The following is a 23,154-nucleotide window of genomic DNA, read 5'->3' on the forward strand; positions in this document are numbered from 1 at the left end:
TTCGGAAGCGTGCTCGAAGCACGGGGAGCCGAGGGGCGGTCAGCGGCCCAGGGCCGCCGCCGTCTCGCGCAGTCGCGCATGCAGTCCGCGGTAAGTCTCGCGCGCGGGCAGCCACTCCTTGCGGAGCTTGGCCACACACGTGTAGTTGGTGTCGCACACGTTGGCCAACGGCGCTTCCACCGTCTGGGTCGCGTACTGGTACGCGTCGAGTTCGCCGAACCCGTAGTCGCGCACCAGCCACTGCACCAGGTCGAGCTGCGATATCCGGAAGGCGTCCTCCAGCGGACGCGCCGACCCCGTCGAGACGATGTGCGTGTCCGACTCCAGCCGGGGCCACGGCGTCGCGATCCCCTTCAGCAGTTCGACGATCACCACGGTGTTCATCGCGCACTCCACCGCCACCCCGCAGGTCTCGCCCTCGCCCTGCCGGGCGTGCCCGTCGCCGAGGCTGAGCAGCGCTCCCTCGACGTTGACCCCGAGATAGCAGGTGACGCCCGCCCGCATCTCGGGCGTGTCCATGTTTCCGCCGTGCGCGTCCGGCACCAGGGCCGAGCGGACCTCCAGGTTCGCGGGGGCCACCCCGACCGTGCCGTGCATCGGGTCCATCGGCAGCTCCAGCTCGATGCCGCCCTCGTGCGCCCGGAACAGGGCCGTGCGCCGGGCCCGGTCCAGCTGCCAGATCCAGACCGTCTCCGGCAGCGGCGGCTGAAGGGTGGCAGTGGTGTGCGTGGAGGTGAGCGCGCCGAACAGGGGTACCGTCGTCGACGCCGCCCAGTCCCGGGCCGGTTCGATCGACACGAAGTGCACGGCGACGGTGTCGCCCGGCTCCGCGCCCTCGATGTGGAAGGGGCCGGTCTGCGGGTTCAGGAACGGGAACTCGCACACCTCGGAAACCAGGTCCTTCTCCGACCGCACCCGGCCGGCGAAGCAGTCCTCCGTGTACAGGTCGAGGACCGTGCCGGGCGCGATCCGCGCCACCGGCGGCACCCCGCCGAACGTCCAGGCGTAGTCGTCCGGTCCGGGACGGACGGTGAGGATACGGGGGTCGCTCATCGCGGTGGTGCTCCGTTCTGTGCGGCGACGGTGCCAGGGGTGTCCTCTTCGAGGTGGACCCGTGCGGTCTCGGCTATGCGCTCGGGGTGACGCCGGATCAGCACCAGCAGGACGACCACTCCGAGCGCCATCCACACCCCGACCACCGGACCGGCGTACGACACCGGGGCGGTCAGCTCCGTCACGAAGTCGAAGACGGGCAGACCGGCCGCGGTGAGCAGGGCGGGGACGAACGCCACGATGCCCAGCACCGGGAGGAGCAGGTGCCGTACGGGCTTGAGGGACGGGCGACCGCGACGCAGGAAGTAGCCCGCGCAGGCCAGGTTCACGACGATGTAGACGCCGATGACGACCGTGACGATCACCGTGGCCAGCAGCAGGAACGCGGTCACCGGGTCGTAGCCGAAGCCCAGCCCCAGCACCGCGCCGACCGCCACGACCGTCTGGACCGCGATGCCGGCGACGGGGGAGCGGTACCGGGGGTGGAGCGTGCCGAGGACGCGCGGGAGGACCCGGATGCGGGCCAGCGCGAAGGCCGTTCGCGTGGAGACGTTGGCACAGGCGTTGGCGTTGGCGATCGTGGAGTTCACGACCGCCAGGAACACGAGCACCCAGAAGAGCCCGAAGGAGGCCCGGGCGACTCCCTCCCAGGACGCCTCGCCCGCCGCCCCGAAGGAGGCGAACCTGCCGGGGCCGAAATACACGCTCATCGCATAGGTCGTCACCACGTAGAACAGGCCGATCCCCACGGCGGCGCCGAGCACCGCGCGGTGCATCGTGCGGCGCGGGTCGCGGGTCTCCTCGGCGAGCGGCGCGGCCGCCTCGAAGCCGGCGAACGCCAGCACGGTGTAGACGGAACCGGCGAAGACCCCGCTGACCCCTCCGTAGCCGTCCGCGGTGTGCGACGTACCGAACACGGAGAGGGTGTTGTGGCCGCCGGCCCGGATGATCAGCCATCCTGAGAAGACGAGGAACACCGCGATCTCGAAGACCCCGAGGACGGTCCCGAAGCGCGCCGAGGCCCGCACCCCCAGATACCCGGCGACGGCGATGACGGCGGCGCCGGCCAGCGCCCACGGCCACCACAGGTCGGCCGGACAGGAGGCCCACTCGTCATGCAGGGTCCCCGCCGCGGTGAACCCGAGCTGGAGCAGCAGCAACGGCGGAACCAGCGCCTCCACGAACACGTAGCCCCAGCCGACCAGGAAGCCCACGGCCGGATGCAGCCCCTGCGCCGCGTACGTGGCCACCGAGCCGGCCGCCGGCAACTCGCGCGCCAGCTCGGCCACGCACGACGCGGTGAACAGGCAGGCCACCAGAGCGATCAACACCGCCAGCGGCAGGCTGCCTCCGGCGAATGCCGCCCCCGCCGGAATGGACGCGGCGACGGCGGCGGCGGGCGCCATCGCCGTGATGCTCTGGAACAGCACCTCCCGCAAGCCCACCGCGTCCCGCCGCAGTCCCGCGGCCGCCTCTCCCGACATACGTCCCCCTGACGTGCGTGTTCCCCTCGTTCCGGCGGATGCCTCGCGTGAATCACGGTACGGCGCTTGTGGGTTGGGCAGAAGAGTGCCTGGGGGATCCGTGGACGGAGCGGCGACTGTGGACAACCGCGCCACTCGGACGGGTGATGGGGAGGGCGAGCCTCACACGGGCTCGCCCTCCCGCAGACAGACGCAGGAACCCGAACTCGCCGCCGAATGGAGCGCGACGAGGGCCGAGAGCGGCGCGACGAGCGGCGTCGACGCCAACTCCCGCAGGGAGAACAGCGCATACCGGTCGTGCTCGTCGCTGAGCCGTACCGCCGTCTCCTCGGGGAGGATCCCGCCGTCGAAGAAGCAGTCCAGGACGGGGCCGGTGCCGTGCACATCGGCCCGATGGTCGATACCGAGCAGCCTGAGCGTCGGACCGAGAACGATGCCGGTCTCCTCCAGGGTCTCCCGCCGGGCCGCGGTCAGGGGATCCTCGCCGTGGTCGAGCATCCCGCCCGGCAGCCACCACTCGCCCGCCACCGGCTGGCCGGGGCCGTAGCGCAACAGCAGGACCCGATCACGTTCGTCCCGTATGAACACGCATGAGGCGATGAGAGCCTGGGGCTGGGTCCTGATCCACTCCTCGCGGGGAACCCACTCGGCCACGCCAACCTCCCGAAGTCCGACGGAACTTCAGGGTGACTCCCCACGGCGTGGCCGACCCGAACCACCGCGCGCGAAGGCGGAGACTTCCGGCCGCGACTCGGTCAGATCCGCTCAGCCACGGTCGCCGGATCGTCCAGGACGGCACGGATCACCGAGTGGGCCGCGCCGAGGAGAGGGCCCTCGGAGCCCAGGCGGGAGACGGAGACCGGGCAGGCCGGGCCCGTTGTGCGGTCGGCCAGTTCCGCTTCCAGGGACGGCAGGAGCCAGGGGGCGAGGCCCGCCAGGGCGCCGCCCAGGACCACGGACTCGGGGTCGAGGAGGTTGACGGCACCGGTCAGGGCGATGCCCAGGGCCGTACCGGCGTCCCGCAGGGCGCGTCGTACGCCCTCGTGGTCCGCGCCCGCCCGCTGCGCGAGCAGCCCTACCGCGTCCTCGCGGGATTCGAGGCCGGCCGCGCGCAGCACCGCCTCCTCGCCGGCGTACTGCTCCAGGCACCCGCGCCCGCCGCAGGCGCAGCGCGGCCCGTCGGGGTGGACCGGCACATGGCCGAGCTCGCCCGCGAAACCGCGCTTCCCGCGTAGCAGTTGTCCGTCCACCACGACGGCCGCGCCGATACCGATCTCCGCCGACACGTGCAGGAAGTCGCTGGGTGTCGCGTCCCCGAGCCACAGCTCGGCGAGGGCGCCGAAGTTGGCCTCGTTGTCCACCGTCGGCGGGAGGTCGGCGGGCAGCAGCGCGGCCAGGTCCGTGTCGTGCCAGTCCAGGTTCGGGGCGTGGACGACCGTGTGTCCGTCGCGGGCCACGAGACCGGGGACGGCGACCGCGAGACCGGCCGGCCACAGACCGTCCCGTTCCGCGTCCGCCGCGACCCGCCGGACCAGCCCGGTCAGCTCCGCCAGCACCGGGCGTGGATCCCGGCCCCGGTTCGCACCGTGCCGCACGGCACGCGCGCGTACCTCGCCGCGCAGGTCCACCGCGCACACGGCGAGATGGTCGACCCCGACCTCCGCCCCGAGACCGGCCGGTCCGTGCCCGCTCACCGCGAGCGCCGAGCCCGGCCGTCCGACCCGGCTGGGCCGCTCGGGACCCAGCTCCTCCAGCAGCCCCCAGCGGATCAGCTCGTCGACGAGGGTCGACACGGCCGCTCTGGTGAGGCCGATGCGTGAGGCGACCGCGGCCCGCGACAGGGAGCCCTCCGCACTGACCGCGTGCATCACGCGCGCGAGGTTGCGCCGGCGCATGCCCTGCTGGGTGTCCGGCAGGGCACGGCCGGTCGCCGTCGGACGGGCCTCGTGCAGCGGTGCGGTCATGCCTCCATCAATCCTCTGGGACCTTCTGGAACCCTCTCGACAGTCCTCTGCCGATCAGTGGTTCTCCGGCGCCCGCTCCAGCAGCGGGGCCGCGTCGGAGAGTACCCCGGAGATCCTGGACAGCGTCGCGGAGTCCCGCTCCACCGCGTCCAGCACGGGCCCCGCGGCCGTGTTCCAGCGCCGCGCCACCGCCGCCGGGTCCTCACCGGTGAGCAGCCCGGCCGCCTGCGCGGCGGCGCCGAGGGCGACCAGCTCCTTCGCCTCGGGCACCTGCACCGGCCGTCCCGACAGCCGCCGTACCGTCTCCTGCCAGGCCCGGCCCCGGGCGCCGCCGCCGATCAGCAGCAACGGGCTGGTCCGGTCGGCGTCCTCGTCGAGCACCAGGTCCAGGGCGCCGAGCAGCGCGTGCACGGCGCCGTCATAGGCGGCCTGGAGGAGCTGGCCGGCGGTGGTGTCGTGGCGCAGACCGTGCAGCAGCCCGGAGGCGTTCGGCAGGTTCGGGGTGCGCTCGCCGTCCAGGTACGGCAGCAGGGTCACCGAGGTGCCGGGCTCGACGGCCTCGCGGTCCAGGCCGAGGAGCGCCGCGACCCGGTCGACCGCGAGGGTGCAGTTCAGCGTGCAGGCGAGCGGCAGCCAGTCGCCATGCGCGTCGGCGAAGCCCGCGACCGTACCGGTCGGGTCGGCGGGACGGTGCTTCGAGACCGCGTACACCGTCCCCGACGTGCCGAGGCTGAGCACGGGCGTGCCCGGGCGCAGCCCGAGCCCCAGCGCGGCCGCCGCGTTGTCACCGGTGCCGGGCGCCACCAGGGTGCCCTTGGAGAACGGCAGGTCGTGACTGTCGCGCACGGTGCCGGCGACCTCGCCGGGACGGACCACCCGGGGGAGGAACGCCGGGTCCAGGCCCACGTGGGCCAGGGTCTCCTCGTCGTACGCCTCGGTCGCCGACGCCCACCAGCCGGTGCCGGAGGCGTCGCCGCGGTCGGTCGTGCCCTGCCCGGTCAGCCGCTCCGTGAGGTAGTCGTGGGGGAGCCGTACGGCCCTGGTCGCGCGCACCGCCTCCGGTTCGTGCTCCGCGAGCCAGGCCCACTTGGTGACCGTGAACGACGCGCCCGGCACGCTCCCGGTGCGCTCCGCCCAGGCCTTCGGGCCGCCCAGCTCCTCGATCAGCCGCTGGGCCTGCGGCGCCGAACGGACGTCGTTCCAGAGCAGTGCGGGCCGCACCGGCTCGCCGTGCTCGTCCAGTGTGACCAGACCGTGCTGCTGCCCGCCGATCGACACGGCCGCCGCCTCGTGCGCGGCGTCCCCGCACTGGCGCAGCGCCTCGCACAGCGCGTCCCACCACTGGCGCGGATCACTCTCCCGGCCCGCGCCGGTGGTCACGGTGTGCGGTGCCTGGCCGCTCGCCACGACCTCGCCGGTGGACGCGTCGACGACCAGCGCCTTGGTGGACTGGGTGGACGTGTCCACGCCGACGACGAGCGGACCCTCGGCTGCTGACATCGGGCTCTCCCTTTTTCCGCGGCTCGCGGTTTATCTGACCTGCAGTTTTCCCGGTTCGTCGGGGTGTCGCGACCCGGTTTTTCGTCCTTCGGGGACAGGGTGACCCTTCCCAGGGACGCGTCGGCATACTAATTTGTAAACCGCGATGACGAAATAGTCGGCACGACAGTCATCCATCAGTCATCCACCGCAGTCATCGAGCACAGCCCCCGAGCAAGGAGCCGCGGCATGAGCTTCCAGCCCACCCCCGAGGACAGGTTCACCTTCGGCCTGTGGACCGTCGGCTGGCAGGGAAGGGACCCGTTCGGCGACGCCACCCGCCGCGCCCTCGACCCCGTCGAGACGGTCCAGCGCCTGTCCGAACTGGGCGCCCACGGTGTGACGTTCCACGACGACGACCTGATCCCCTTCGGGTCCTCGGACACCGAGCGCGAGTCGCACATCAAGCGCTTCCGGCAGGCCCTCGACGCCACCGGCATGAAGGTGCCGATGGCCACCACCAACCTCTTCACCCACCCGGTCTTCAAGGACGGCGCGTTCACCGCGAACGACCGTGACGTGCGTCGCTACGCGCTGCGCAAGACCATCCGCAACATCGACCTGGCCGTCGAGCTGGGCGCCGAGACGTACGTCGCCTGGGGCGGCCGGGAGGGCGCCGAATCCGGCGCCGCCAAGGACGTCCGGGTCGCCCTCGACCGCATGAAGGAGGCCTTCGACCTCCTCGGCGAGTACGTCACCTCCCAGGGCTACGACCTGCGCTTCGCCATCGAGCCCAAGCCGAACGAGCCGCGCGGCGACATCCTGCTCCCCACCGTCGGCCATGCCCTCGCCTTCATCGAGCGCCTGGAGCGCCCCGAGCTGTACGGCGTGAACCCCGAGGTCGGCCACGAGCAGATGGCCGGCCTGAACTTCCCGCACGGCATCGCACAGGCCCTGTGGGCGGGCAAGCTCTTCCACATCGACCTCAACGGCCAGTCCGGCATCAAGTACGACCAGGACCTGCGCTTCGGCGCCGGTGACCTGCGCGCCGCCTTCTGGCTGGTCGACCTCCTGGAGAGCGCCGGCTACGCGGGCCCGAAGCACTTCGACTTCAAGCCGCCGCGGACCGAGGACCTCGACGGCGTGTGGGCGTCGGCCGCCGGCTGCATGCGCAACTACCTGATCCTCAAGGAGCGCGCCGCCGCCTTCCGCGCGGACCCGGAGGTCCAGGAGGCCCTGCGCGCCTCCCGTCTGGACCAGCTGGCCCAGCCGACCGCTGCGGACGGCCTCCAAGCCCTCCTCGCCGACCGCACGGCCTTCGAGGAGTTCGACGCGGACGCGACCGCCGCACGCGGAATGGCCTTCGAGCAGCTCGACCAGCTGGCGATGGACCACCTGCTGGGCGCGCGGGGCTGATCACGCACGCGCGCGTGAAGGCCGCTTTCGCAGCGACGCCCTCACGCGCGCGTGTCGTCCTCTGTGCCCGGATTCCGCGCCCGCACGGCCGGTTCGTACCGGAAATGCTCCGGAATCGTGCGGTCCACGGCATGAGTCCGTGCCAACTCCCGCGCCGGGCTCGCGCGATGACCGGAACGCGGTGACTCTGGGCGGTATGGCCACGCCGCCCGTACCGCCACGACCGCCCGGCCCGCCACCCGGCACTCCGCCGCCCGGCGGAGGCTACGACCCGCCTCCGCACGGACGTTACGGCCCGCCTCCGTACGAAGGCTCCGCGCCGCCCCCGCACAGCGGCTTCGGCGCCCCGCCCGGCGACCAGGAGCCGCCCACCGCCGTCGGGTGGACGCCACCACGCCCACCGGAGCCGCCCCGCCGGCGCAGGGGCCCGTTGCTCGCCGTTCTGGCCCTGCTGGTGGCCGCGGTGGCCGTCGCCGCCGTCGTCCTGATGGTGTCCGGCGGCGACGGCTCGACCGACCGGAAACCCGGCGCGAGTAGCCCGAGCCCCTCCGGCCCGGCCCGCCCTTCGCTCGGCCTCCCGACCGAGCTGCCCAGCAGCCTGCCGTCGGGCCTGCCGAGCGCACTCCCTTCGCAATGGCCCTCGGAGCTGCCCAGCGAGCTGCCGAGCGGCCTCGACTCACTGCTGCCCTCACTGCTGGGGTAGCGAGTCGTCCCCGGAGGTCCGGCACGGCAGGCGACCGGGAGTGGTTACGCTGAGAGGGGGCTGCTTCACAATCTGTTCGAGCCGGTACGCCGGGGGCCGGTATCGGGGGCCAGTAGGGGGAGCTCGTCAGGGATGTCTCAGGGTCGTGGTCCGGAACCGCGGGAGGCGCGGGCCCGTTTTCAGATCAGAGAGCGGCAAGGGCCGCGAAGGAGGCGACGCTGATGTCGAAGAACGCGAAGATCGCCGCAGGAGGTGTGGCGGTCGGGCTCATCCTGCTGATATGGCTGCCCTGGTGGGTGACGTTCCTGATCGTGGTGGGCGTCCCGGTGGCCGCGTACCTCACCCTCGACCCCTCGCAGCGGCGCAGGCTGCGCAGGGTCACACGCAAGGAGATCGGCCGCTGAGCCACCGGCCCGGGAGGCTCACAGGGGCCGTACGGCCACCTTGTCGAGGGCTTCCAGGAGGCCGGGGAGCTCGGGCCCCCGGCCGACCGGGAGGACTTCGCCGGGTTCCTCGTCGAGGAGCACGAAGGCGATGTCGTCGGTCCGGGCCACGAGCGACCAGCCGGGCCCGTCGGCGCGCAGGGTGCGGGCGTCGCCCGGGGCGAACGAGGAGCGCACCCGGCCCAGCGGCGGAGGCGTGTCCACGTAGGCCCACGCCTCGGCCAGGACCCGCCGGACCCCGGCATGACCCTTCGGGGCCTCCGAGGCCGCCTCGGCGTCCTGCGGAGCCTCCTGGCGGGTTTCTGAGGCCACGGCGGCCGCCGCCGGTGCCGGGAAGTGGTCGTCGCTGATCTGTTCCCGCCAGATCGCCCACTGCAGCGCGATCTCGTCGGCGCCCAGCCGCCGCTGCGCCGGACCCCAGGTGCTGGTGTCCGGCGGGGCCAGCGGTGCCTGGTCCGCCACCTCCGGGCCGGGGTCGTGCGGCGCGGGGACGTCGGGAGCCGCCACGGCGACCGCCAGCGGCCAGCCGGGCAGGGCGGCGACCACCGTGCGCTCGTCCGGCGACAGGTCGTACTCCATGCCGCAGTCCCAGGACGCGATCGCGACGGCGACCAGCGAAACGTCGTCGATCACGACCGTCCAGCGCGCTCCTTCGCCGTCCTGGCCGAGCACCAGACCGTACCCGTCGGCGCGCGGTGCCAGCCCCAGCGCCGCACACGCCTCCGGGTAGTCGTCGCCCAGCACACTCGGAAACTTCGCCGGCGTCAGCAGCACCGCCGTGAGCACGTACAGTGCTTCGTCCGCGGCGACGGCCTCCTCATCAGTCCCGGCCATCCCTGCCTCCCCAGTGGTTCGTCCAACGGCGCGCACCCTAGTGCGACGGGAAGGCCGTTGTCACGACCGGCCTCCACACCTAGCTGCAGGTTTCCACCGGGACGGGACGAAACGACCTGGCGAGCACGGAAGAGCCACGACCTCGGCGGTACCGAAGGGTCAGGCCACCGGCAGCCCGAGGAGGTCCCGCGCCACCGTCGCCGGCGACTCGTCGCGCTCGCGGGCCAGGGCGACCACGGCCCGGCACGCCAGCTCGCTCACCCCGAACGACAGCGCCTCCGGCGACACCCAGCCCGCCGCCTCCTCGATCCGGTCCTGGTCGTCCTCCGCCCGGGCCGCGACATAGGCGGCCGCGGCCTCGAACAAGTTGTGCGCGCGACCCTCACGGTTCGCACGCCGTTCCGGCACCGCTCCGCCGTCGGCGCCACGTCCTCTGCCTACGTACCTGCGGATCCGGTCGAACACGCGGGTCTCCTTCCCCTGCCGGCTCTCGCCTGCGAACGACTGCCCTTCTCCGTCGAACGTAGGGTTGAAGCTCCGGCAACAGAAGAGGGCGTGGCGAAGAGGGATCAGCCCCGACGCCTGAGCCGGGGTGCCGGGCACAACGTCATGTTCGGCCGTCCCGCCGCCTTCGCCGCGGCGGTCACCGGCTAGCGTCCGCGGACCGCCAGTGCCAGGAACCGGGCGTCCTCGTCCACGTACGACGTCATGTGCCAGCCCGAACCGGCCAGCAACGGGTCGAGGTTGGCCTCGGCGCGCAGGTCGTCCGGCGTGATCTGCCGCCCCTGGCGCGCGGCCAGGGCGGACCGGCCGATCGGGTGGAACAGGGCGAGGGTGCCGCCGGGGCGGACCGCGCGCGCCAACTCCCGCAGGTTCTCCGCCGGACGGGGCAGATGGGCGATCAGGCCCGCGGCGAAGACGGCGTCGAGGGACTCCGACCGCACCGGCAGTGCGGCGACGTCGGCGAGCAGCAACTGCCCGTCACGGTCGCGGCCGGCCCGCCGGGCGGCGTGGAGCATCGCCGGCGTGAGGTCCGTTGCGAGGACCACGCCGGTGGGCCCCACGGCCCGCCGAAGCGGCGGCAGGGCGCGCCCGGTGCCGCACCCCGCGTCGAGGACCCGGTCACCCGGGCGCAGCCCCAGCTGGGTGACCGCGGCCGCGTACGCGGGACCGTCGTCGGGGAACCTGCTGTCCCAGTCGGCCGCCCGTGCGGTGAAGAACTCCCGGACATGTGTGTGGTCGTCGCTCATGGTCTGCATGATCCCTCACCGTCACGGATGACGACCCTGCGCGCATGTTCGAGCGGGACGCGATCGTTCCGGCACATCTCTGAGTCATATTGCGGCACCTTTCGAAATGCGCCCCCTTTGTGCGCCCGTGCCCCCTAGCGTCCCTGGGCCATGGGACATCTGCACCACGCCACCTTCGGCTGGCTGACCCCCGTGCTGTCGTACGCCATGGCCTGCATAGGCGCCGCACTGGGGCTGCGCTGCACCGTCCGCGCGCTCGGCAGCACCGGCCGTTCGCGCCGCAACTGGCTGCTCACCGCGGCCTCCGCGCTCGGCACCGGCATCTGGACCATGCACTTCGTGGCCATGCTCGGCTTCAGCGTCAGCGGCACCGACATCCGCTACGACGTACCGCTGACCATCCTCAGCCTGCTCGTCGCCGTGGCCGTCGTCAGCGCCGGCGTCTTCGCCGTCGGCTACAGCCGCGACCGCAACCGGGCACTCCTGCTCGGCGGACTCACCACCGGGCTGGGCGTCGCCAGCATGCACTACCTCGGCATGGCGGCCGTCCGGCTGCACGGCGCCGTGCGCTACGACCCGATGCTCGTCGGGCTCTCCGTCCTCATCGCCGTGGTCGCCGCGACCGCGGCCCTGTGGGCGGCGCTCAACATCAGGTCGCCCGTCGCGGTCACCGTCGCCTCCCTGGTCATGGGAGCGGCCGTCAGCAGCATGCACTACACCGGCATGTTCGCCGTCAGCGTGCACGTCACGCCGTCCGGCAGCCCCCTGCCCGGGGCCACGGCGATGCAGTTCATCTTCCCCCTCGCCGTCGGCCTCGGGTCCTACCTGTTCCTCACCTCGGCCTTCGTCGCGCTCTCGCCCACGGCCGGGGAACGCGAGGCGTCCGCCTCGGCCCAGCGGCCCGTCGCGGGCGCCGCGCGCTGACCCGGTGCCGCCCCACCTTTCCTGAGCGAGGAGGCCATGCGTACACCCCGTAGGACCCCGACAGCAGGCCCGGAGACACCGTCACCGCGGCCGGTGCGCGGCCGTCGCGCGCACGCCGGACCACCCGCCGACGAACAGGTCGACGACCTTGGTGGCACCGCTGCGGACAACGCGGCCACCCGGCCCGGCGGCTGGCGGATCCGCCCACGGACCGTGCGGGCCAAGGTCGTCTGCCTGCTCATGGTGCCGGTGATGTCCCTGCTCGCCCTGTGGGCGTACGCCACGGTCACCACGGCACAGGACGTCGCCCGGCTGCGCCAGTCCCAGCACGTCGACGCCGCGCTGCGCACCCCGGTGGCCACCGCCGTCGCCGCGCTCCAGGCCGAACGGGCCGCGGCGGTCCGCTACGCGACCGACCCCGGCGCCGAACAGGCCGCGGACCTCAGGAAGCTGGGCACCGACACCGACCAGGCCGTCTCGGCACTACGGCTCGGCAAGGACAGCACCGTCGCCGACGGCGAGGAACTGCCCTCGGGCGTCGCCCAGCGCCTGAAGGCCTTCGTCACCGGCGCCGAGCAGTTGCGCACCCTGCGGCGCGCGGTGCAGAACCGAGGCGCCGGCTGGGACGCGGTCTACAGGCAGTACACCCAGGCCATCGCCTCGGCCTTCGGCGTGGACGGCGCCCTCACCGGCGTCCAGGCCGACGACATGGGCTCCGACGCGCGCGTGCTCCTCGAGTTCTCCCGGGCGGGCGAGGCGCTGGCCCAGGAGGACGCGGTCCTCGGCGGTGCCCGGCTGGCCGGCAGCCTCGACGGCGAGCGGCTGCGGCTGTTCACCGGCGCCGTGGACACCCGCCGGATCCTCACCGACGCGGCCGTCGCCGATCTGCCCGCTGTCCAGCGCACCGCCTGGCATCGGCTCGCCGACGGCGACGACTACACCGCGCTGGGCGCCGCCGAGGACAGGATCCTCGCGAGCTCACCCGGAGCCAAAGCGGTCGGTGCGGCCCCCGAAGCCACCTGGAACACCGCGCACGCGCGCGTGCAGGACGGCATGTGGAGCATCCAGGCCGGTACGGCACGCGCGGTGGCGGGCCGGGCCGACCCGTTCGCGCGCGGCCTGCTCACCCCGGCCGGCGCCGCCGTCCTGTTCGGTCTGCTCGCCGTGGTCGCCTCGCTCGTGATCTCCGTACGCATCGGACGCGGCCTCGTCGTCGAGCTGGTGAGCCTGCGCAACAGCGCCCTGGAAATCGCCCGCCGCAAACTCCCCGAGGCGATGCGCAGACTGCGGGCCGGCGAGGAGATCGACGTCCGTGCCGAGGCGCCCCCCGGGCCGCCCGCGGAGGACGAGACCGGACAGGTCGCCGAGGCCCTCGGTACCGTGCACCGCGCCGCCCTGCGCGCCGCCGTGGAACGCGCCGAACTCGCCAGCGGCATCTCCGGGGTCTTCGTCAACCTCGCCCGCCGCAGCCAGATCCTGGTCCACCGGCAGCTGAGTCTGCTGGACAGCATGGAACGCCGCTCCGACGACCCCAGCGAACTGAGCGATCTCTTCCGCCTCGACCACCTCACCACCCGAATGCGCCGGCACGCGGAGAGTCTGATCATCCTTTCCGGTGCCGCCCCGGGCCGGGCCTGGCGGATGCCCGTGTCCCTGATCAACGTGGTACGGGCCGCCGTGTCCGAGGTCGAGGACTACGCGCGGGTGGAGGTACGACAGCTCCCCGAGGCGTCCGTCGTCGGCGCGGCCGTCGCCGACCTCACGCATCTGCTCGCCGAGGTCGTGGAGAACGCCGCGCAGTTCTCGCCGCCGCACACGCGCGTGCGCGTGACGGGCGAGCCCGTCGGCAACGGCTACGCCCTGGAGGTGGAGGACCGCGGGCTCGGCATGGGCCAGGAGACCCTCGCCGAGGCCAACCGGCGCATCGAGCAGTCCGAGGCCCTCGACCTGTTCGACAGCGACCGGCTCGGGCTCTTCGTGGTCAGCAGGCTCGCGGCCCGACACGGCATCAAGGTGCATCTGCGCACGTCACCGTATGGCGGCACCACCGCGGTGGTCCTGCTGCCGAAGGCCCTGCTGCACGGTGGCCAGGCGGAGCGTCCCGCCCGCCCGGCGGCCGACACCGAGCAGGCACCGGAACGCGCCTACGCGCGCGTACCCGGCACCGCCCTCCCGGAGCCCGCCCCCGTCGGCCGGCCCGCCCTCGCCGCCACCCACACCTCACCGCGCCCCGCGCCCGAACCGCCGCCCCCCGGAGTCACCACCTTGAGGCCGCACCGCCCACCGCGCGACTCCGATCACTCCGATAACTCCGATCATTCCGACGACGACCTGCCACGCCGGGTGCGGCAGGCGAGCCTCGCCCCCCAACTGCGTGATCCCCGCGCCGAGGAACCCGCGCCCGCCCGTGGCCGGGACGAGCGCACCCCCGAACTCGTCCGCGACCGCATGGCCGCCTACCGCGACGGCTGGGCGCGCGGCGGCGGCAGACGACCCGGCCGCGGCGCCGCCCCGGAACCCGAATCGGGCACCGACCGCACCGAAGGAGACCGCCCATGATCCAGGACCCGAGCACGAGGGCAGACCGGCGCTCCGGCGAACTCGACTGGCTGCTGGACGACCTGGTGCTGCGCGTCACCGAGGTACGGCACGCCGTCGTGCTCTCGAACGACGGCCTCGCCGTCGGCGCCTCGACCGGCCTCAAACGCGAGGACGCCGAGCACCTCGCTGCCGTGGCCTCCGGCTTCAACAGCCTCGCCAAGGGGGCCGGACGGCACTTCGGGGCGGGCGGGGTGCGCCAGACCATGGTCGAGATGGACGATGCCTTCCTCTTCGTGGCCGCCGCAGGCGACGGCTCCTGCCTCGCCCTGCTCACCGACGTGACCGCCGACATCGGCCTGGTCGCCTACGAGATGGCCCGCCTGGTCAAGCGCGTCGGCGAGCACCTCTACACCGCGCCGCGCGTCGCCGCCAGGCCGCCCGCCGCCGGCTGAGCCGGAAGACCGCCACCGATGACCGAGTACATGACCGACACCCCGCACGAGCCGGGCAGCCAGTGGTACGACGGCGAGGCCGGGCCCCTGGTCCGCCCCTACGCCATGACCGGGGGCCGCACCGAACCCGGCCCCGCCGGCGTGAAGTTCGACCTGATCGCCCTGGTCACGCTCGACCCGGGCAGGTCCGGCGCCGACGACGACACCCCGCTCGGCCCCGAACACCGCGCGCTGGTCGACCTGTGCCGGCTGGAGACGCAGTCCGTCGCCGAACTCGCCGCCGGTGCCGACCTCCCCGTCGGCGTGGTCCGGGTGCTCCTGGGCGACCTGCTGGAAATGGGCCGCGTCACGGTGAGCCGCCCGGTGCCACCCGCCCAGCTTCCCGACGAGCGGATTCTGCGCGAGGTCATCGAGGGATTGCGGGCACTGTAGATGAGCATCCGGAACCAACCGGGCCCGAGCCGGTCAGAACAGACGCGTTCCGGTCCAACCGCCCGCGACGGAACCGCAGTTGCCATGATGCTGGCTTCGCGTCGTCCCCTGCCGCTCCGCCGCTGTCCCGACGTCCGCCGCAGCAGGTCCTCCAGGCACTCCCGCAGGCCCTCCCGAGAGAAGTGATCATGGTCTCCGAGCACCCCGAGTCCACCACCGACGACACGTCGGCCATGGCGCTCAAGATACTGGTCGCCGGCGGCTTCGGCGTCGGAAAGACGACCCTGGTCGGCGCCGTCAGCGAGATCCGGCCCCTGCGCACCGAGGAGATGCTCAGCGAAGCGGGCCAACTGGTGGACGACACGGACGGCGTGGACCAGAAGGTCACCACCACCGTCGCCATGGACTTCGGACGTATCACCATCCGCTCCGGCCTCTCCCTGTACCTCTTCGGCACCCCCGGCCAGGACCGCTTCTGGTTCCTCTGGGACGAACTGTCGCAAGGAGCACTCGGTGCCGTCGTCCTCGCCGACACCCGCCGCCTGGAGGACTGCTTCCCGGCAGTCGACTACTTCGAGCACCGGCACATCCCGTTCGTCGTCGCCGTCAACTGCTTCGCCGGCGCCCGCTCCTACGGTGCCCACGACGTCTCCCGCGCCCTCGACCTGGACCAGGGCACGCCCGTGGTCCTGTGCGACGCCCGCGACCGGGACTCCGGCAAGGAGGTGCTGATCCGGCTCGTCGAGTACGCCGGGCGGATGCACACCGCCCGGCTCCTCGACTCGGTGGGCTGAGCCTCAGCCCGTCAGGTCCTTGAGCGCCACCACCTTCTCCACGGTGACCCGGACCAGCAGTTCGCCCGGGACGCCGTTGCGGGCACCGAACTCCTCCGCGCGCTCCGCTCCCATGTAACGAGCCGCGATCCGGGTGGCCGAATCACGCAGTTCGCCCAGGTCCTCCGACAGCCGGGCGCGCCCGTTCAGCACCACGAAGTGGAAGGGGGGCCGGTCGTCGTCCACGCAGAGGGCGACACGCCCGTCACGGGCGATATTGCGCCCTTTCACCGTGTCCTTGCCGGTGTTGAAGACCAGCTCGTCACCGTCGAGCAGGAACCAGATGGGGGCCACATGAGGGCTGCCGTCTGCGTTGACGGTGGACAGTTTGCCGGTGCGGGTGCCGTGCGAGACGAACGCCCGCCATTCCTCGTCGGTCATCTTCTCTGCCATACCCCCATCCTCCTTGCCCGGACGCCGGTGGTGGGGAAGGCTGGCGGGGAGATCCTCCAGCCAGGGGGAGACGGCACACGGGGAGACGCGACGACATGGCGCAGAACCAGGGACTCGGCTGGCTGCTCGACGACCTGACCGAGCGCGTGGAGCACGTACGGCACGCGCTGGTCCTCTCGAACGACGGGCTGGTCACGGGAGCGAGCACCGGCCTCCGCCGGGAGGACGCGGAGCATCTGGCCGCCGTCGCCTCCGGGTTGCACAGCCTTGCCAAGGGCTCCGGACGGCACTTCGGGGCCGGCCAGGTCCGCCAGACGATGATCGAGTACGACGAGGCGGTCCTGTTCGTCACCGCGGCCGGAACCGGCAGCTGCCTGTGCGTGCTCAGCGGTGCCGAGGCCGACATCGGTCAGATCGCCTACGAGATGACCCTGCTGGTCAACCGCGTCGGCGAGCACCTCGCGGTGGACGCCCGGCAACCGGAACGCTCCTCCGCGATGGAGCTCTGACCAGCGGATTCACCCCCGCCCTGGAGTTATCCACAGGCCCGTCACGGGTCTCGCCGAACCGGCTACGGTTTTTTGCACGGCTAGCGCACCCGGCGCGAGCCACCCGCTCCACGGGGGAGAACGACCATGTCCGGTACCACTCTTGCCCACAACCGCCCGCCCACCTGCGCACCGAGCCGCGCCGCCCGCGAACTGGGGCTCAAGCGGGGTGAGTTCGACCTCGCGATGCACCTCGGACGGATCCGCACCGTGCCCGACGAGGGAGGCGGTGGAGGCCGGCGGGTGCCACGGACCGAGATCGACCGGCTCCGGGGCCGATCCGCATCCCTCAGCGAGAGCGTGCGGGTCGTGGGGACGACCGAGGCCGCGGCCCTGATGGGGATCCCGGCGGGCAGGTTCACCCGCGTCGCGAAACTCGGCCTTGTGACTCCGGTGAAGTGGTACCCCAATCGCTACCGGGCCGTGGTCTGGCTCTACCTCGCGGAGGAGCTGCGGCGGTTCGCGGCCGAGGAGAAGAACACGCGGCTGCTCACGGGCCGTACGCCCGCGGAACTGAGCGACCGGCTGAGGGGCGGCGCGGACCAGCGGGCCCGGAACTGGCGCGGACGCCACTGCGGCTTCCTGCTGAGGCAGGCGGACGGACCGTGGGAGCGGGCCGGGGTGGTGGCCGGTTTCCTGGACCCCGGTGAGATCGACGACGTGCTCACCGACCCGCACGAGCGCGCCCACGTGACGGCCCTGCGGCCGGCCCCGCCCGCGCACGGCGCACCGGGTTCGCCGGCCGCGCAGCTCGCCGAGGACATCATGACGGCGGCCGACCCGGACGAGATCGACTGGTTCAGGCACGACCTGGCACGGGAAGCGGCGCAGGCCCGCGCACACCGGCCGGCACCCCGCCCGGCCGTACCGTCCAGGCACCCTGCACCCGACCGGCCGGCACCCACCCGAGGCCTGCGGGGCTGGCTGCCCCGCAGAAGCCCGCGGCCCGTCCGGTGACCGGCGGCCCGGACCGTGCCCGCACCGGCATCCGCTTCCGCCTCCGTCAGAGCGCGCGGAACAGCCCCTCCTGGACGACCGACACCAGCAGCCGTCCTTCGAGGTCGTAGACCCGCCCGCGGGCCAGGCCCAGGCCGCCCGTGGCGATGGGGGACTCCTGCTCGTAGAGGAACCACTCGTCCGCGCGGAACGGCCGGTGGAACCACATGGCGTGGTCGAGCGAGGCGATGTCGAAGTTCCGCGGCCCCCACAGCGGTTCGACGGGGACGCGGACAGCGTCCAGGAGGGTCATGTCGCTGGCGTAGGTCAGCGCGCAGGTGTGCACCAGCGGATCGTCGCCCAGTGGGCCGACCGCGCGCATCCACACGGCGCTGCGCGGCTCGGTGCCGGTTATCTCCTCCGGGTGCCAGCGCAGCCGGTCGACGTAGCGGATGTCGAAGGGCTGGCGGCGCGCCATCCGCTCCAGCTGCTCCGGCAGCTCGCCCAGATGCTTGCGGATCTCCTCCGCGAGCGTCGGCAGCGACTCCGGGTGCGGCACCTCGCGGAACTGCGGCAGCTGGTGCTCGAAAGCTCCCACCTCAGGCTCGTGGAAGGAGGCGGTCAGGTTGAAGATCGTGCGGCCCTGCTGCACGGCGGTGACCCGGCGCGTCGTGAACGACCGCCCGTCGCGTACCCGCTCGACCTGGTACACGATCGGAACGCCAGGCCGGCCCGGGCGCAGGAAGTACGCGTGCAGCGAGTGGACAGGGCGGTCGCCCTCCACGGTGCGGCTGGCGGCGACCAGCGCCTGGCCCGCCACCTGGCCGCCGAAGACCCGCTGGAGGGACTCCTGGGGGCTGCGGCCACGGAAGATGTTGACCTCGATCTGCTCCAGGTCGAGCAGGTCGACCAGTCTCTCGGCCGGGTTGGTCATCGGTTGGATTCTCCTGTGCTGGGACCTGTGCGCGGTGTGCGCGAAGCTGTTCCGGGGCTCGTGCTCAGAGCTGGCCGACATCGGTGACGCGGACGACCGCGCGGCCCTCGGCGTCGGAGGCCGTCAGGTCGATCTCCGCGCTGATGCCCCAGTCGTGGTCGTCGTTGGGGTCGTCGAAGATCTGCCGGACCCGCCACAGCCCGTTCTGCGGTTCCTCCCGGATCACGAGAAGCTTGGGACCGCGGGCGTCGGGGCCGGTGCCCAGGTCCTCGTACTCGTCCCAGTACTTGTCCATCGCCTCGCCCCAGGCATCGGCGTCCCAGCCGGAGTCCGCGTCCATCTCGCCCAGTTCGTCGACCTTGTCGAGGGCGGCGAGCTCCACCCGGCGGAACATCGCGTTGCGCACCAGGACCCGGAAGGCGCGTGCGTTGGCGGTGACCGGCTTGACCTCGTCGGCCTTCTCCTGGGCCTCCTCGGCGGTCATCTCCTCCGGGTTGGCGAGCTGTTCCCACTCGTCCAGCAGACTGGAGTCGACCTGGCGGACCATCTCGCCCAGCCACTCGATCAGGTCCTGCAGGTCCTCGGACTTCAGGTCGTCCGGGATGTTGTGGTCGAGGGCCTTGTAGGCGCTCGCGAGGTAGCGGAGCACGATGCCCTCGGTGCGGGCCAGCTCGTAGACCGACACCAACTCCGTGAAGGTCAGCGCCCGTTCGTACATGTCCCGGATGACCGACTTCGGCGACAGCGGGTGGTCGCCGACCCAGGGGTGGCTCTTGCGGTACGTGTTGTACGCGTGGAAGAGCAGCTCCTCCAGGGGCTTCGGGTAGGTGATGTCCTGGAGGCGCTCCATGCGCTCCTCGTACTCGACGCCGTCCGCCTTCATCGCGGCGACGGCCTCACCCTTCGCCTTGTTCATCTGGGCGGCCAGGATCTGGCGCGGGTCGTCCAGGGTGGACTCGACGACGGACACCATGTCGAGGGCGTAGGACGGCGATTCGGGGTCGAGGAGTTCGAACGCGGCCAGGGCGAAGGTCGACAGCGGCTGGTTGAGCGCGAAGTCCTGCTGGAGGTCGACGGTGAGGCGGACGATACGGCCGGTGGCGTCGGGCTCGTCGAGCTTCTCGACGATGCCGCCGTCGAGCAGCGAGCGGTAGATGGCGATCGCCCGGCGGATGTGCCGCAACTGCTGCTTGCGCGGCTCGTGGTTGTCCTCCAGGAGGTGGCGCATCGCATCGAAGGCGTTGCCCGGGCGGGCGATCACCGACAGCAGCATCGTGTGCGTCACCCGGAACCGCGACGTCAGCGGCTCCGGCTCGGACGCGATCAGCTTCTCGAAGGTGTTCTCCGTCCAGCCGACGAAGCCCTCCGGCGCCTTCTTGCGCACCACCTTGCGCCGCTTCTTCGGGTCGTCGCCCGCCTTCGCCAGCGCCTTCTCGTTCTCGATGACATGCTCGGGCGCCTGCGCGACCACCAGCCCCGCCGTGTCGAAGCCGGCCCGGCCGGCGCGGCCGGCGATCTGGTGGAACTCACGGGCGCGCAGGGTGCGCACCCGGTTGCCGTCGTACTTGGTGAGGGCGGTGAACAGCACCGTGCGGATGGGCACGTTGACGCCCACGCCCAGGGTGTCGGTGCCGCAGATGACCTTCAGCAGACCGGCCTGGGCGAGCTTCTCCACCAGGCGCCGGTACTTGGGGAGCATGCCGGCGTGGTGCACGCCGATGCCGTGCCGGACGTAACGGGAGAGGTTCTGGCCGAACTTGGTGGTGAAGCGGAAGTTGCCGATCAGCTCGGCGATCTGCTCCTTCTCCTCCTTCGAGCACATGTTGATGCTCATCAGCGCCTGCGCCCGCTCCACCGCCTGTGCCTGCGTGAAGTGCACGATATACACCGGCGCCTGCCTGCTCTCCAGGAGCTCGGTGAGCGTCTCGGTCATCGGGGTGAGCTGGTACTCGTAGGAGAGCGGCACCGGGCGGGTCGCCGAGCGGACCACCGCGGTGGGGCGGCCGGTGCGGCGGGTCAGGTCCTTCTCGAAGAAGGAGACGTCGCCGAGGGTCGCCGACATGAGGATGAACTGCGCCTGGGGCAGTTCGAGGAGCGGGATCTGCCAGGCCCAGCCGCGGTCGCCCTCGGCGTAGAAGTGGAACTCGTCCATGACGACCTGGCCGACGTCGGCCTGCTTGCCGTCGCGCAGCGCGATGGAGGCGAGGACCTCGGCGGTGCAGCAGATGACGGGCGCGTCGGAGTTCACGGAGGCGTCGCCGGTGAGCATGCCGACGTTCTCGGTGCCGAAGAGCTTGCACAGCTCGAAGAACTTCTCCGACACCAGCGCCTTGATCGGGGCCGTGTAGAAGGTGACCTCGTCCCGGGCCAGCGCGGCGAAGTGCGCGCCCGCGGCGATCATGCTCTTGCCGGAGCCGGTCGGCGTCGACACGATCACGTTCGCCCCGGAGACCGCCTCGATGAGCGCCTCCTCCTGGTGGGGGTAGAGCGTGAGACCGCGCTCCTGGGCCCACGCCTCGAAGGCTTCGTACAGGGCGTCGGGGTCGGCGGTCGGCGGCAGCTGATCGATGAGGGTCACGCCCCCATCTTGCCTGGCCCACCCGCCGAGGGGGGAATCGGCTTCGAGGACGAAGATCATGGCCGCTACGCTGTGTCGCCGACGGAGCGTCAACGCACCCGGTCAACTGGACAGCGGTACACGAGGAATGGGGCGGACAACGGCCATGATGGGACCAGCACACTCACTGTCGGGAGCCGCCGCCTGGCTCGGCGTCGGAGCGGCGGCCGCCGCGGCCGGGCACGCGATGCCCTGGCCGGTGCTGCTGGTCGGGGCGCTGATCTGCGCCGGCGCCGCGCTCGCCCCCGACCTCGACCACAAGGCCGCGACGATCTCACGCGCCTTCGGACCGCTGTCGCGCTGGCTCTGCGAGATCGTCGACAAGCTCTCCTACGCCGTCTACAAGGCGACCCGGAAGCAGGGCGACCCGCGCCGCTCCGGCGGCCACCGCACCCTGACCCACACCTGGCTGTGGGCGGTGCTGATCGGCGGGGGCTGCTCGGCCGCCGCGATCCTCGGCGGCCGCTGGGCGGTGCTGGCGATCCTCTTCGCGCACATGGTGCTGGCGATCGAGGGGCTGCTGTGGCGGGCGGCCCGCGGCTCCAGCAGCGACGTCCTGGTGTGGCTGCTGGCCGCGACCAGCGCCTGGATCCTGGCCGGCACCCTGGACAAGCCGGGCAACGGCTCGGACTGGCTGTTCACCCAGCCCGGCCAGGAGTACCTGTGGCTGGGGCTGCCGGTGGTGCTGGGGGCGCTGGTGCACGACATCGGGGACGCGCTGACCGTCTCCGGCTGCCCGATCCTGTGGCCCATCCCGATCGGCCGCAAGCGCTGGTACCCGGTGGGCCCGCCGAAGGTGATGCGGTTCCGCGCGGGCAGCTGGGTCGAGCTGAAGGTGCTCATGCCGGTGTTCATGGTGCTCGGCGGCATAGGCTGTGCGGCCGCCCTGAACGTGATCTGAGCCGTGGCCCGGCCGGTCGCCGGACCGGTGCGCCCCGCGGGTCAGCCCGCCGTCCCCGAGCCGCTCCCGTAACGGCGCTCGAACGCGGCGACGCGCCCCTCGGTGTCCACCGTGCGGGCCTTCCCGGTGTAGAAGGGGTGGCTCTCGGACGAGATCTCCACGTCGACCACCGGGTAGGTCTCGCCGTCGTCCCACTCGATGGTCTGGTCGCTGGTCGCCGTGGACCGGGTCAGGAAGGCGTATCCGGCGGCGCGGTCGCGGAAGACCACGGGGTGGTAGTCGGGGTGCTTGTCCTGCTGCATGGCGGCTCCTCGAAGGACGGGGCGGACGGGCAGGGGCGGGCGGGCTCAGCCGTAGGCGGTGTCCTCGTCGACGATGTGCATCGCGGCCTCCTCCGCAGAGGCCCCGGCGCCGTCGATGCCGATGTCGGTCGCGACGAGGCCGTTCTCGTCGTCCTCGTGCGCCCCCTCGTTCGGGGCCACGAGCCGGCCGGAGCGCAGGTCGCCCACCTCGTTGTCCAGAAGTTCGCCGTCGCTGCCCTGGCAGTCGCCGATGCCGTCGCCGTCGGGGACGGCCGGCTCGGGCAGCTCCTCGGCGAGCCGCTGGTCCAGGGTCTCGCCCCGGTGGCGCTCCGCCGCGGTCACCCCGGTGTGCTCCACCGCCCACGGCCGCTCGGGCGGGGACCAGCCACGGTCCAGGGGATCGCTGACGCCGTCGGACTCCAGTGTGTCCTCCACGTCGAGCAGCCCCGTGTCCTCACGGATCTCGGATCCGTCGGGCTGGTAGACGTCGTCCCCCCATCCGTCGGCGGTGGTCACGGCTACCTCCAGGGAGTGAGGACGCGGTCCGCGGGGCGGGCCGCCGGCACGCCCGGCACGGGTGCGCGGCGCGAACCGTACGGTTCCCGGCCGGTCCCCGAACCGGTGCCGCTCTCCAGCCTTCCACCCCAGCTCGCACCCGCGCAACGGCACGGGGCGCGACCTGCGGCGCACCGCACCCCGTGCCCCGGCCGCCGCG

24 protein-coding genes are annotated in these 23,154 nt (G+C 72.4%); 11 read left to right on the forward strand and 13 right to left on the reverse strand.

Translation table 11 applies throughout. The features are described from left to right. Nucleotides 1-39 precede the first annotated feature (39 nt). The 5 genes from ACFY6U_RS46510 to xylB form a co-directional block, all read right to left on the reverse strand. Nucleotides 40-1,053: an acetamidase/formamidase family protein gene (locus ACFY6U_RS46510; protein WP_390048374.1), complete on the reverse strand. Its 1,014-nt coding sequence runs from the start codon at nt 1,051-1,053 to the stop codon at nt 40-42. Beyond that, nucleotides 1,050-2,537, reverse strand: coding sequence for an APC family permease (locus ACFY6U_RS46515; protein WP_390048376.1), 1,488 nt, complete (start codon nt 2,535-2,537; stop codon nt 1,050-1,052). Before ACFY6U_RS46515 ends, ACFY6U_RS46510 begins: the two co-directional genes overlap by 4 nt. A 162-nt stretch (nt 2,538-2,699) precedes the next feature. Further along, a complete protein-coding gene (locus ACFY6U_RS46520; RefSeq protein WP_390048377.1) occupies nt 2,700-3,191 on the reverse strand; it encodes an NUDIX hydrolase in 492 nt (163 codons plus the stop codon). A 101-nt stretch (nt 3,192-3,292) separates the two neighbouring features. Beyond that, nucleotides 3,293-4,501 carry an ROK family protein gene (locus tag ACFY6U_RS46525; RefSeq protein ID WP_390048379.1) on the reverse strand — a complete coding sequence of 403 codons (1,209 nt, stop codon included), beginning with the start codon at nt 4,499-4,501 and terminating at the stop codon, nt 3,293-3,295. A 54-nt stretch (nt 4,502-4,555) separates the two neighbouring features. Continuing rightward, nucleotides 4,556-6,001: a xylulokinase gene (xylB, locus tag ACFY6U_RS46530; protein WP_390048381.1), complete on the reverse strand. Its 1,446-nt coding sequence runs from the start codon at nt 5,999-6,001 to the stop codon at nt 4,556-4,558. A 228-nt stretch (nt 6,002-6,229) separates the two neighbouring features. On the opposite strand from xylB, the gene xylA reads away from it, so the two are divergent. The 3 genes from xylA (at nt 6,230) to ACFY6U_RS46545 (ending at nt 8,503) form a co-directional block, all read left to right on the forward strand. Then, nucleotides 6,230-7,396, forward strand: coding sequence for a xylose isomerase (gene xylA, locus ACFY6U_RS46535; RefSeq protein ID WP_390048383.1), 1,167 nt, complete (start codon nt 6,230-6,232; stop codon nt 7,394-7,396). Nucleotides 7,397-7,592: 196 nt separating this feature from the next. Beyond that, entirely contained in the window at nt 7,593-8,099 is a 507-nt protein-coding gene (locus ACFY6U_RS46540; protein WP_390048385.1) for a hypothetical protein, read from the forward strand. 221 nt (nt 8,100-8,320) lie between these two features. Then, complete coding sequence (locus ACFY6U_RS46545; protein WP_181809683.1) at nt 8,321-8,503, forward strand: hypothetical protein; 183 nt, start codon at nt 8,321-8,323, stop codon at nt 8,501-8,503. An 18-nt stretch (nt 8,504-8,521) separates the two neighbouring features. Here ACFY6U_RS46545 and ACFY6U_RS46550 read toward each other — a convergent pair whose 3' ends face one another. From ACFY6U_RS46550 to ACFY6U_RS46560, 3 genes are all read right to left on the reverse strand, one after another. Beyond that, a complete protein-coding gene (locus ACFY6U_RS46550) occupies nt 8,522-9,376 on the reverse strand; it encodes a hypothetical protein (RefSeq protein WP_390048387.1) in 855 nt (284 codons plus the stop codon). A gap of 159 nt (nt 9,377-9,535) precedes the next feature. Then, on the reverse strand, nt 9,536-9,841 hold the full coding sequence (locus ACFY6U_RS46555; protein ID WP_390048389.1) for a hypothetical protein: 306 nt from the start codon (nt 9,839-9,841) through the stop codon (nt 9,536-9,538). Between the two features lie 185 nt (nt 9,842-10,026). Further along, nucleotides 10,027-10,626: a class I SAM-dependent methyltransferase gene (locus ACFY6U_RS46560; RefSeq protein ID WP_390048391.1), complete on the reverse strand. Its 600-nt coding sequence runs from the start codon at nt 10,624-10,626 to the stop codon at nt 10,027-10,029. A 150-nt stretch (nt 10,627-10,776) separates the two neighbouring features. Between ACFY6U_RS46560 and ACFY6U_RS46565 the strand changes: the two genes are divergently transcribed. From ACFY6U_RS46565 to ACFY6U_RS46585, 5 genes are all read left to right on the forward strand, one after another. Further along, nucleotides 10,777-11,550, forward strand: a complete 774-nt coding sequence (locus ACFY6U_RS46565) for an MHYT domain-containing protein (protein WP_390048393.1) — start codon at nt 10,777-10,779, stop codon at nt 11,548-11,550. A 36-nt stretch (nt 11,551-11,586) separates the two neighbouring features. Next, complete coding sequence (locus ACFY6U_RS46570; RefSeq protein ID WP_390048395.1) at nt 11,587-14,109, forward strand: nitrate- and nitrite sensing domain-containing protein; 2,523 nt, start codon at nt 11,587-11,589, stop codon at nt 14,107-14,109. Then, nucleotides 14,106-14,543 (forward strand): roadblock/LC7 domain-containing protein, encoded by a 438-nt coding sequence (locus ACFY6U_RS46575; protein ID WP_350781344.1) that lies wholly within the window; start codon nt 14,106-14,108, stop codon nt 14,541-14,543. Before ACFY6U_RS46570 ends, ACFY6U_RS46575 begins: the two co-directional genes overlap by 4 nt. A gap of 18 nt (nt 14,544-14,561) precedes the next feature. Next, nucleotides 14,562-14,975 carry a DUF742 domain-containing protein gene (locus ACFY6U_RS46580; RefSeq protein ID WP_390048397.1) on the forward strand — a complete coding sequence of 138 codons (414 nt, stop codon included), beginning with the start codon at nt 14,562-14,564 and terminating at the stop codon, nt 14,973-14,975. A 188-nt stretch (nt 14,976-15,163) separates the two neighbouring features. Beyond that, complete coding sequence (locus ACFY6U_RS46585) at nt 15,164-15,769, forward strand: ATP/GTP-binding protein (protein ID WP_390048399.1); 606 nt, start codon at nt 15,164-15,166, stop codon at nt 15,767-15,769. Nucleotides 15,770-15,772: 3 nt separating this feature from the next. Here the strand turns inward: ACFY6U_RS46585 and ACFY6U_RS46590 are convergent, their stop codons facing one another. Continuing rightward, complete coding sequence (locus ACFY6U_RS46590; RefSeq protein ID WP_294002205.1) at nt 15,773-16,201, reverse strand: PPOX class F420-dependent oxidoreductase; 429 nt, start codon at nt 16,199-16,201, stop codon at nt 15,773-15,775. 95 nt (nt 16,202-16,296) lie between these two features. Here ACFY6U_RS46590 and ACFY6U_RS46595 point away from each other — a divergent pair, with 95 nt between their 5' ends. Together ACFY6U_RS46595 and ACFY6U_RS46600 are read left to right on the forward strand one after the other, a co-directional pair. Continuing rightward, nucleotides 16,297-16,710, forward strand: coding sequence for a roadblock/LC7 domain-containing protein (locus ACFY6U_RS46595; RefSeq protein ID WP_351492031.1), 414 nt, complete (start codon nt 16,297-16,299; stop codon nt 16,708-16,710). Between the two features lie 126 nt (nt 16,711-16,836). After that, nucleotides 16,837-17,706, forward strand: a complete 870-nt coding sequence (locus tag ACFY6U_RS46600) for a DUF6397 family protein (RefSeq protein WP_390048402.1) — start codon at nt 16,837-16,839, stop codon at nt 17,704-17,706. A gap of 46 nt (nt 17,707-17,752) precedes the next feature. On the opposite strand, the gene ACFY6U_RS46605 is transcribed toward ACFY6U_RS46600, so the two are convergent. Next, entirely contained in the window at nt 17,753-18,619 is an 867-nt protein-coding gene (locus ACFY6U_RS46605) for an acyl-CoA thioesterase II (protein ID WP_351492027.1), read from the reverse strand. Nucleotides 18,620-18,683: 64 nt separating this feature from the next. Then, nucleotides 18,684-21,197 carry a DEAD/DEAH box helicase gene (locus ACFY6U_RS46610; protein WP_390048404.1) on the reverse strand — a complete coding sequence of 838 codons (2,514 nt, stop codon included), beginning with the start codon at nt 21,195-21,197 and terminating at the stop codon, nt 18,684-18,686. Nucleotides 21,198-21,342: 145 nt separating this feature from the next. On the opposite strand from ACFY6U_RS46610, the gene ACFY6U_RS46615 reads away from it, so the two are divergent. Then, nucleotides 21,343-22,137: a metal-dependent hydrolase gene (locus tag ACFY6U_RS46615; RefSeq protein ID WP_390048406.1), complete on the forward strand. Its 795-nt coding sequence runs from the start codon at nt 21,343-21,345 to the stop codon at nt 22,135-22,137. Nucleotides 22,138-22,178: 41 nt separating this feature from the next. On the opposite strand, the gene ACFY6U_RS46620 is transcribed toward ACFY6U_RS46615, so the two are convergent. Then, on the reverse strand, nt 22,179-22,439 hold the full coding sequence (locus ACFY6U_RS46620) for a type B 50S ribosomal protein L31 (RefSeq protein WP_293999140.1): 261 nt from the start codon (nt 22,437-22,439) through the stop codon (nt 22,179-22,181). Nucleotides 22,440-22,484: 45 nt separating this feature from the next. After that, nucleotides 22,485-22,955 carry a DUF5709 domain-containing protein gene (locus ACFY6U_RS46625; protein WP_390048408.1) on the reverse strand — a complete coding sequence of 157 codons (471 nt, stop codon included), beginning with the start codon at nt 22,953-22,955 and terminating at the stop codon, nt 22,485-22,487. Nucleotides 22,956-23,154: the final 199 nt, after the last annotated feature.

Source organism: Streptomyces sp. NPDC013157 (assembly GCF_042899865.1).
GTDB lineage: Bacteria > Actinomycetota > Actinomycetes > Streptomycetales > Streptomycetaceae > Streptomyces.

Coding starts and splice junctions, on each gene's coding strand:
- ACFY6U_RS46510 (WP_390048374.1), bottom strand. CDS start 1,053: ATGAGCGACCCCCGTATCCTCACCGTCCGTCCCGGACCGGACGACTAC.
- ACFY6U_RS46515 (WP_390048376.1), bottom strand. CDS start 2,537: ATGTCGGGAGAGGCGGCCGCGGGACTGCGGCGGGACGCGGTGGGCTTG.
- ACFY6U_RS46525 (WP_390048379.1), bottom strand. CDS start 4,501: ATGACCGCACCGCTGCACGAGGCCCGTCCGACGGCGACCGGCCGTGCC.
- xylB (WP_390048381.1), bottom strand. CDS start 6,001: ATGTCAGCAGCCGAGGGTCCGCTCGTCGTCGGCGTGGACACGTCCACC.
- xylA (WP_390048383.1), top strand. CDS start 6,230: ATGAGCTTCCAGCCCACCCCCGAGGACAGGTTCACCTTCGGCCTGTGG.
- ACFY6U_RS46540 (WP_390048385.1), top strand. CDS start 7,593: ATGGCCACGCCGCCCGTACCGCCACGACCGCCCGGCCCGCCACCCGGC.
- ACFY6U_RS46545 (WP_181809683.1), top strand. CDS start 8,321: ATGTCGAAGAACGCGAAGATCGCCGCAGGAGGTGTGGCGGTCGGGCTC.
- ACFY6U_RS46550 (WP_390048387.1), bottom strand. CDS start 9,376: ATGGCCGGGACTGATGAGGAGGCCGTCGCCGCGGACGAAGCACTGTAC.
- ACFY6U_RS46560 (WP_390048391.1), bottom strand. CDS start 10,626: ATGAGCGACGACCACACACATGTCCGGGAGTTCTTCACCGCACGGGCG.
- ACFY6U_RS46565 (WP_390048393.1), top strand. CDS start 10,777: ATGGGACATCTGCACCACGCCACCTTCGGCTGGCTGACCCCCGTGCTG.
- ACFY6U_RS46570 (WP_390048395.1), top strand. CDS start 11,587: ATGCGTACACCCCGTAGGACCCCGACAGCAGGCCCGGAGACACCGTCA.
- ACFY6U_RS46575 (WP_350781344.1), top strand. CDS start 14,106: ATGATCCAGGACCCGAGCACGAGGGCAGACCGGCGCTCCGGCGAACTC.
- ACFY6U_RS46580 (WP_390048397.1), top strand. CDS start 14,562: ATGACCGAGTACATGACCGACACCCCGCACGAGCCGGGCAGCCAGTGG.
- ACFY6U_RS46585 (WP_390048399.1), top strand. CDS start 15,164: ATGGTCTCCGAGCACCCCGAGTCCACCACCGACGACACGTCGGCCATG.
- ACFY6U_RS46590 (WP_294002205.1), bottom strand. CDS start 16,201: ATGGCAGAGAAGATGACCGACGAGGAATGGCGGGCGTTCGTCTCGCAC.
- ACFY6U_RS46595 (WP_351492031.1), top strand. CDS start 16,297: ATGGCGCAGAACCAGGGACTCGGCTGGCTGCTCGACGACCTGACCGAG.
- ACFY6U_RS46600 (WP_390048402.1), top strand. CDS start 16,837: ATGTCCGGTACCACTCTTGCCCACAACCGCCCGCCCACCTGCGCACCG.
- ACFY6U_RS46605 (WP_351492027.1), bottom strand. CDS start 18,619: ATGACCAACCCGGCCGAGAGACTGGTCGACCTGCTCGACCTGGAGCAG.
- ACFY6U_RS46615 (WP_390048406.1), top strand. CDS start 21,343: ATGATGGGACCAGCACACTCACTGTCGGGAGCCGCCGCCTGGCTCGGC.
- ACFY6U_RS46620 (WP_293999140.1), bottom strand. CDS start 22,439: ATGCAGCAGGACAAGCACCCCGACTACCACCCCGTGGTCTTCCGCGAC.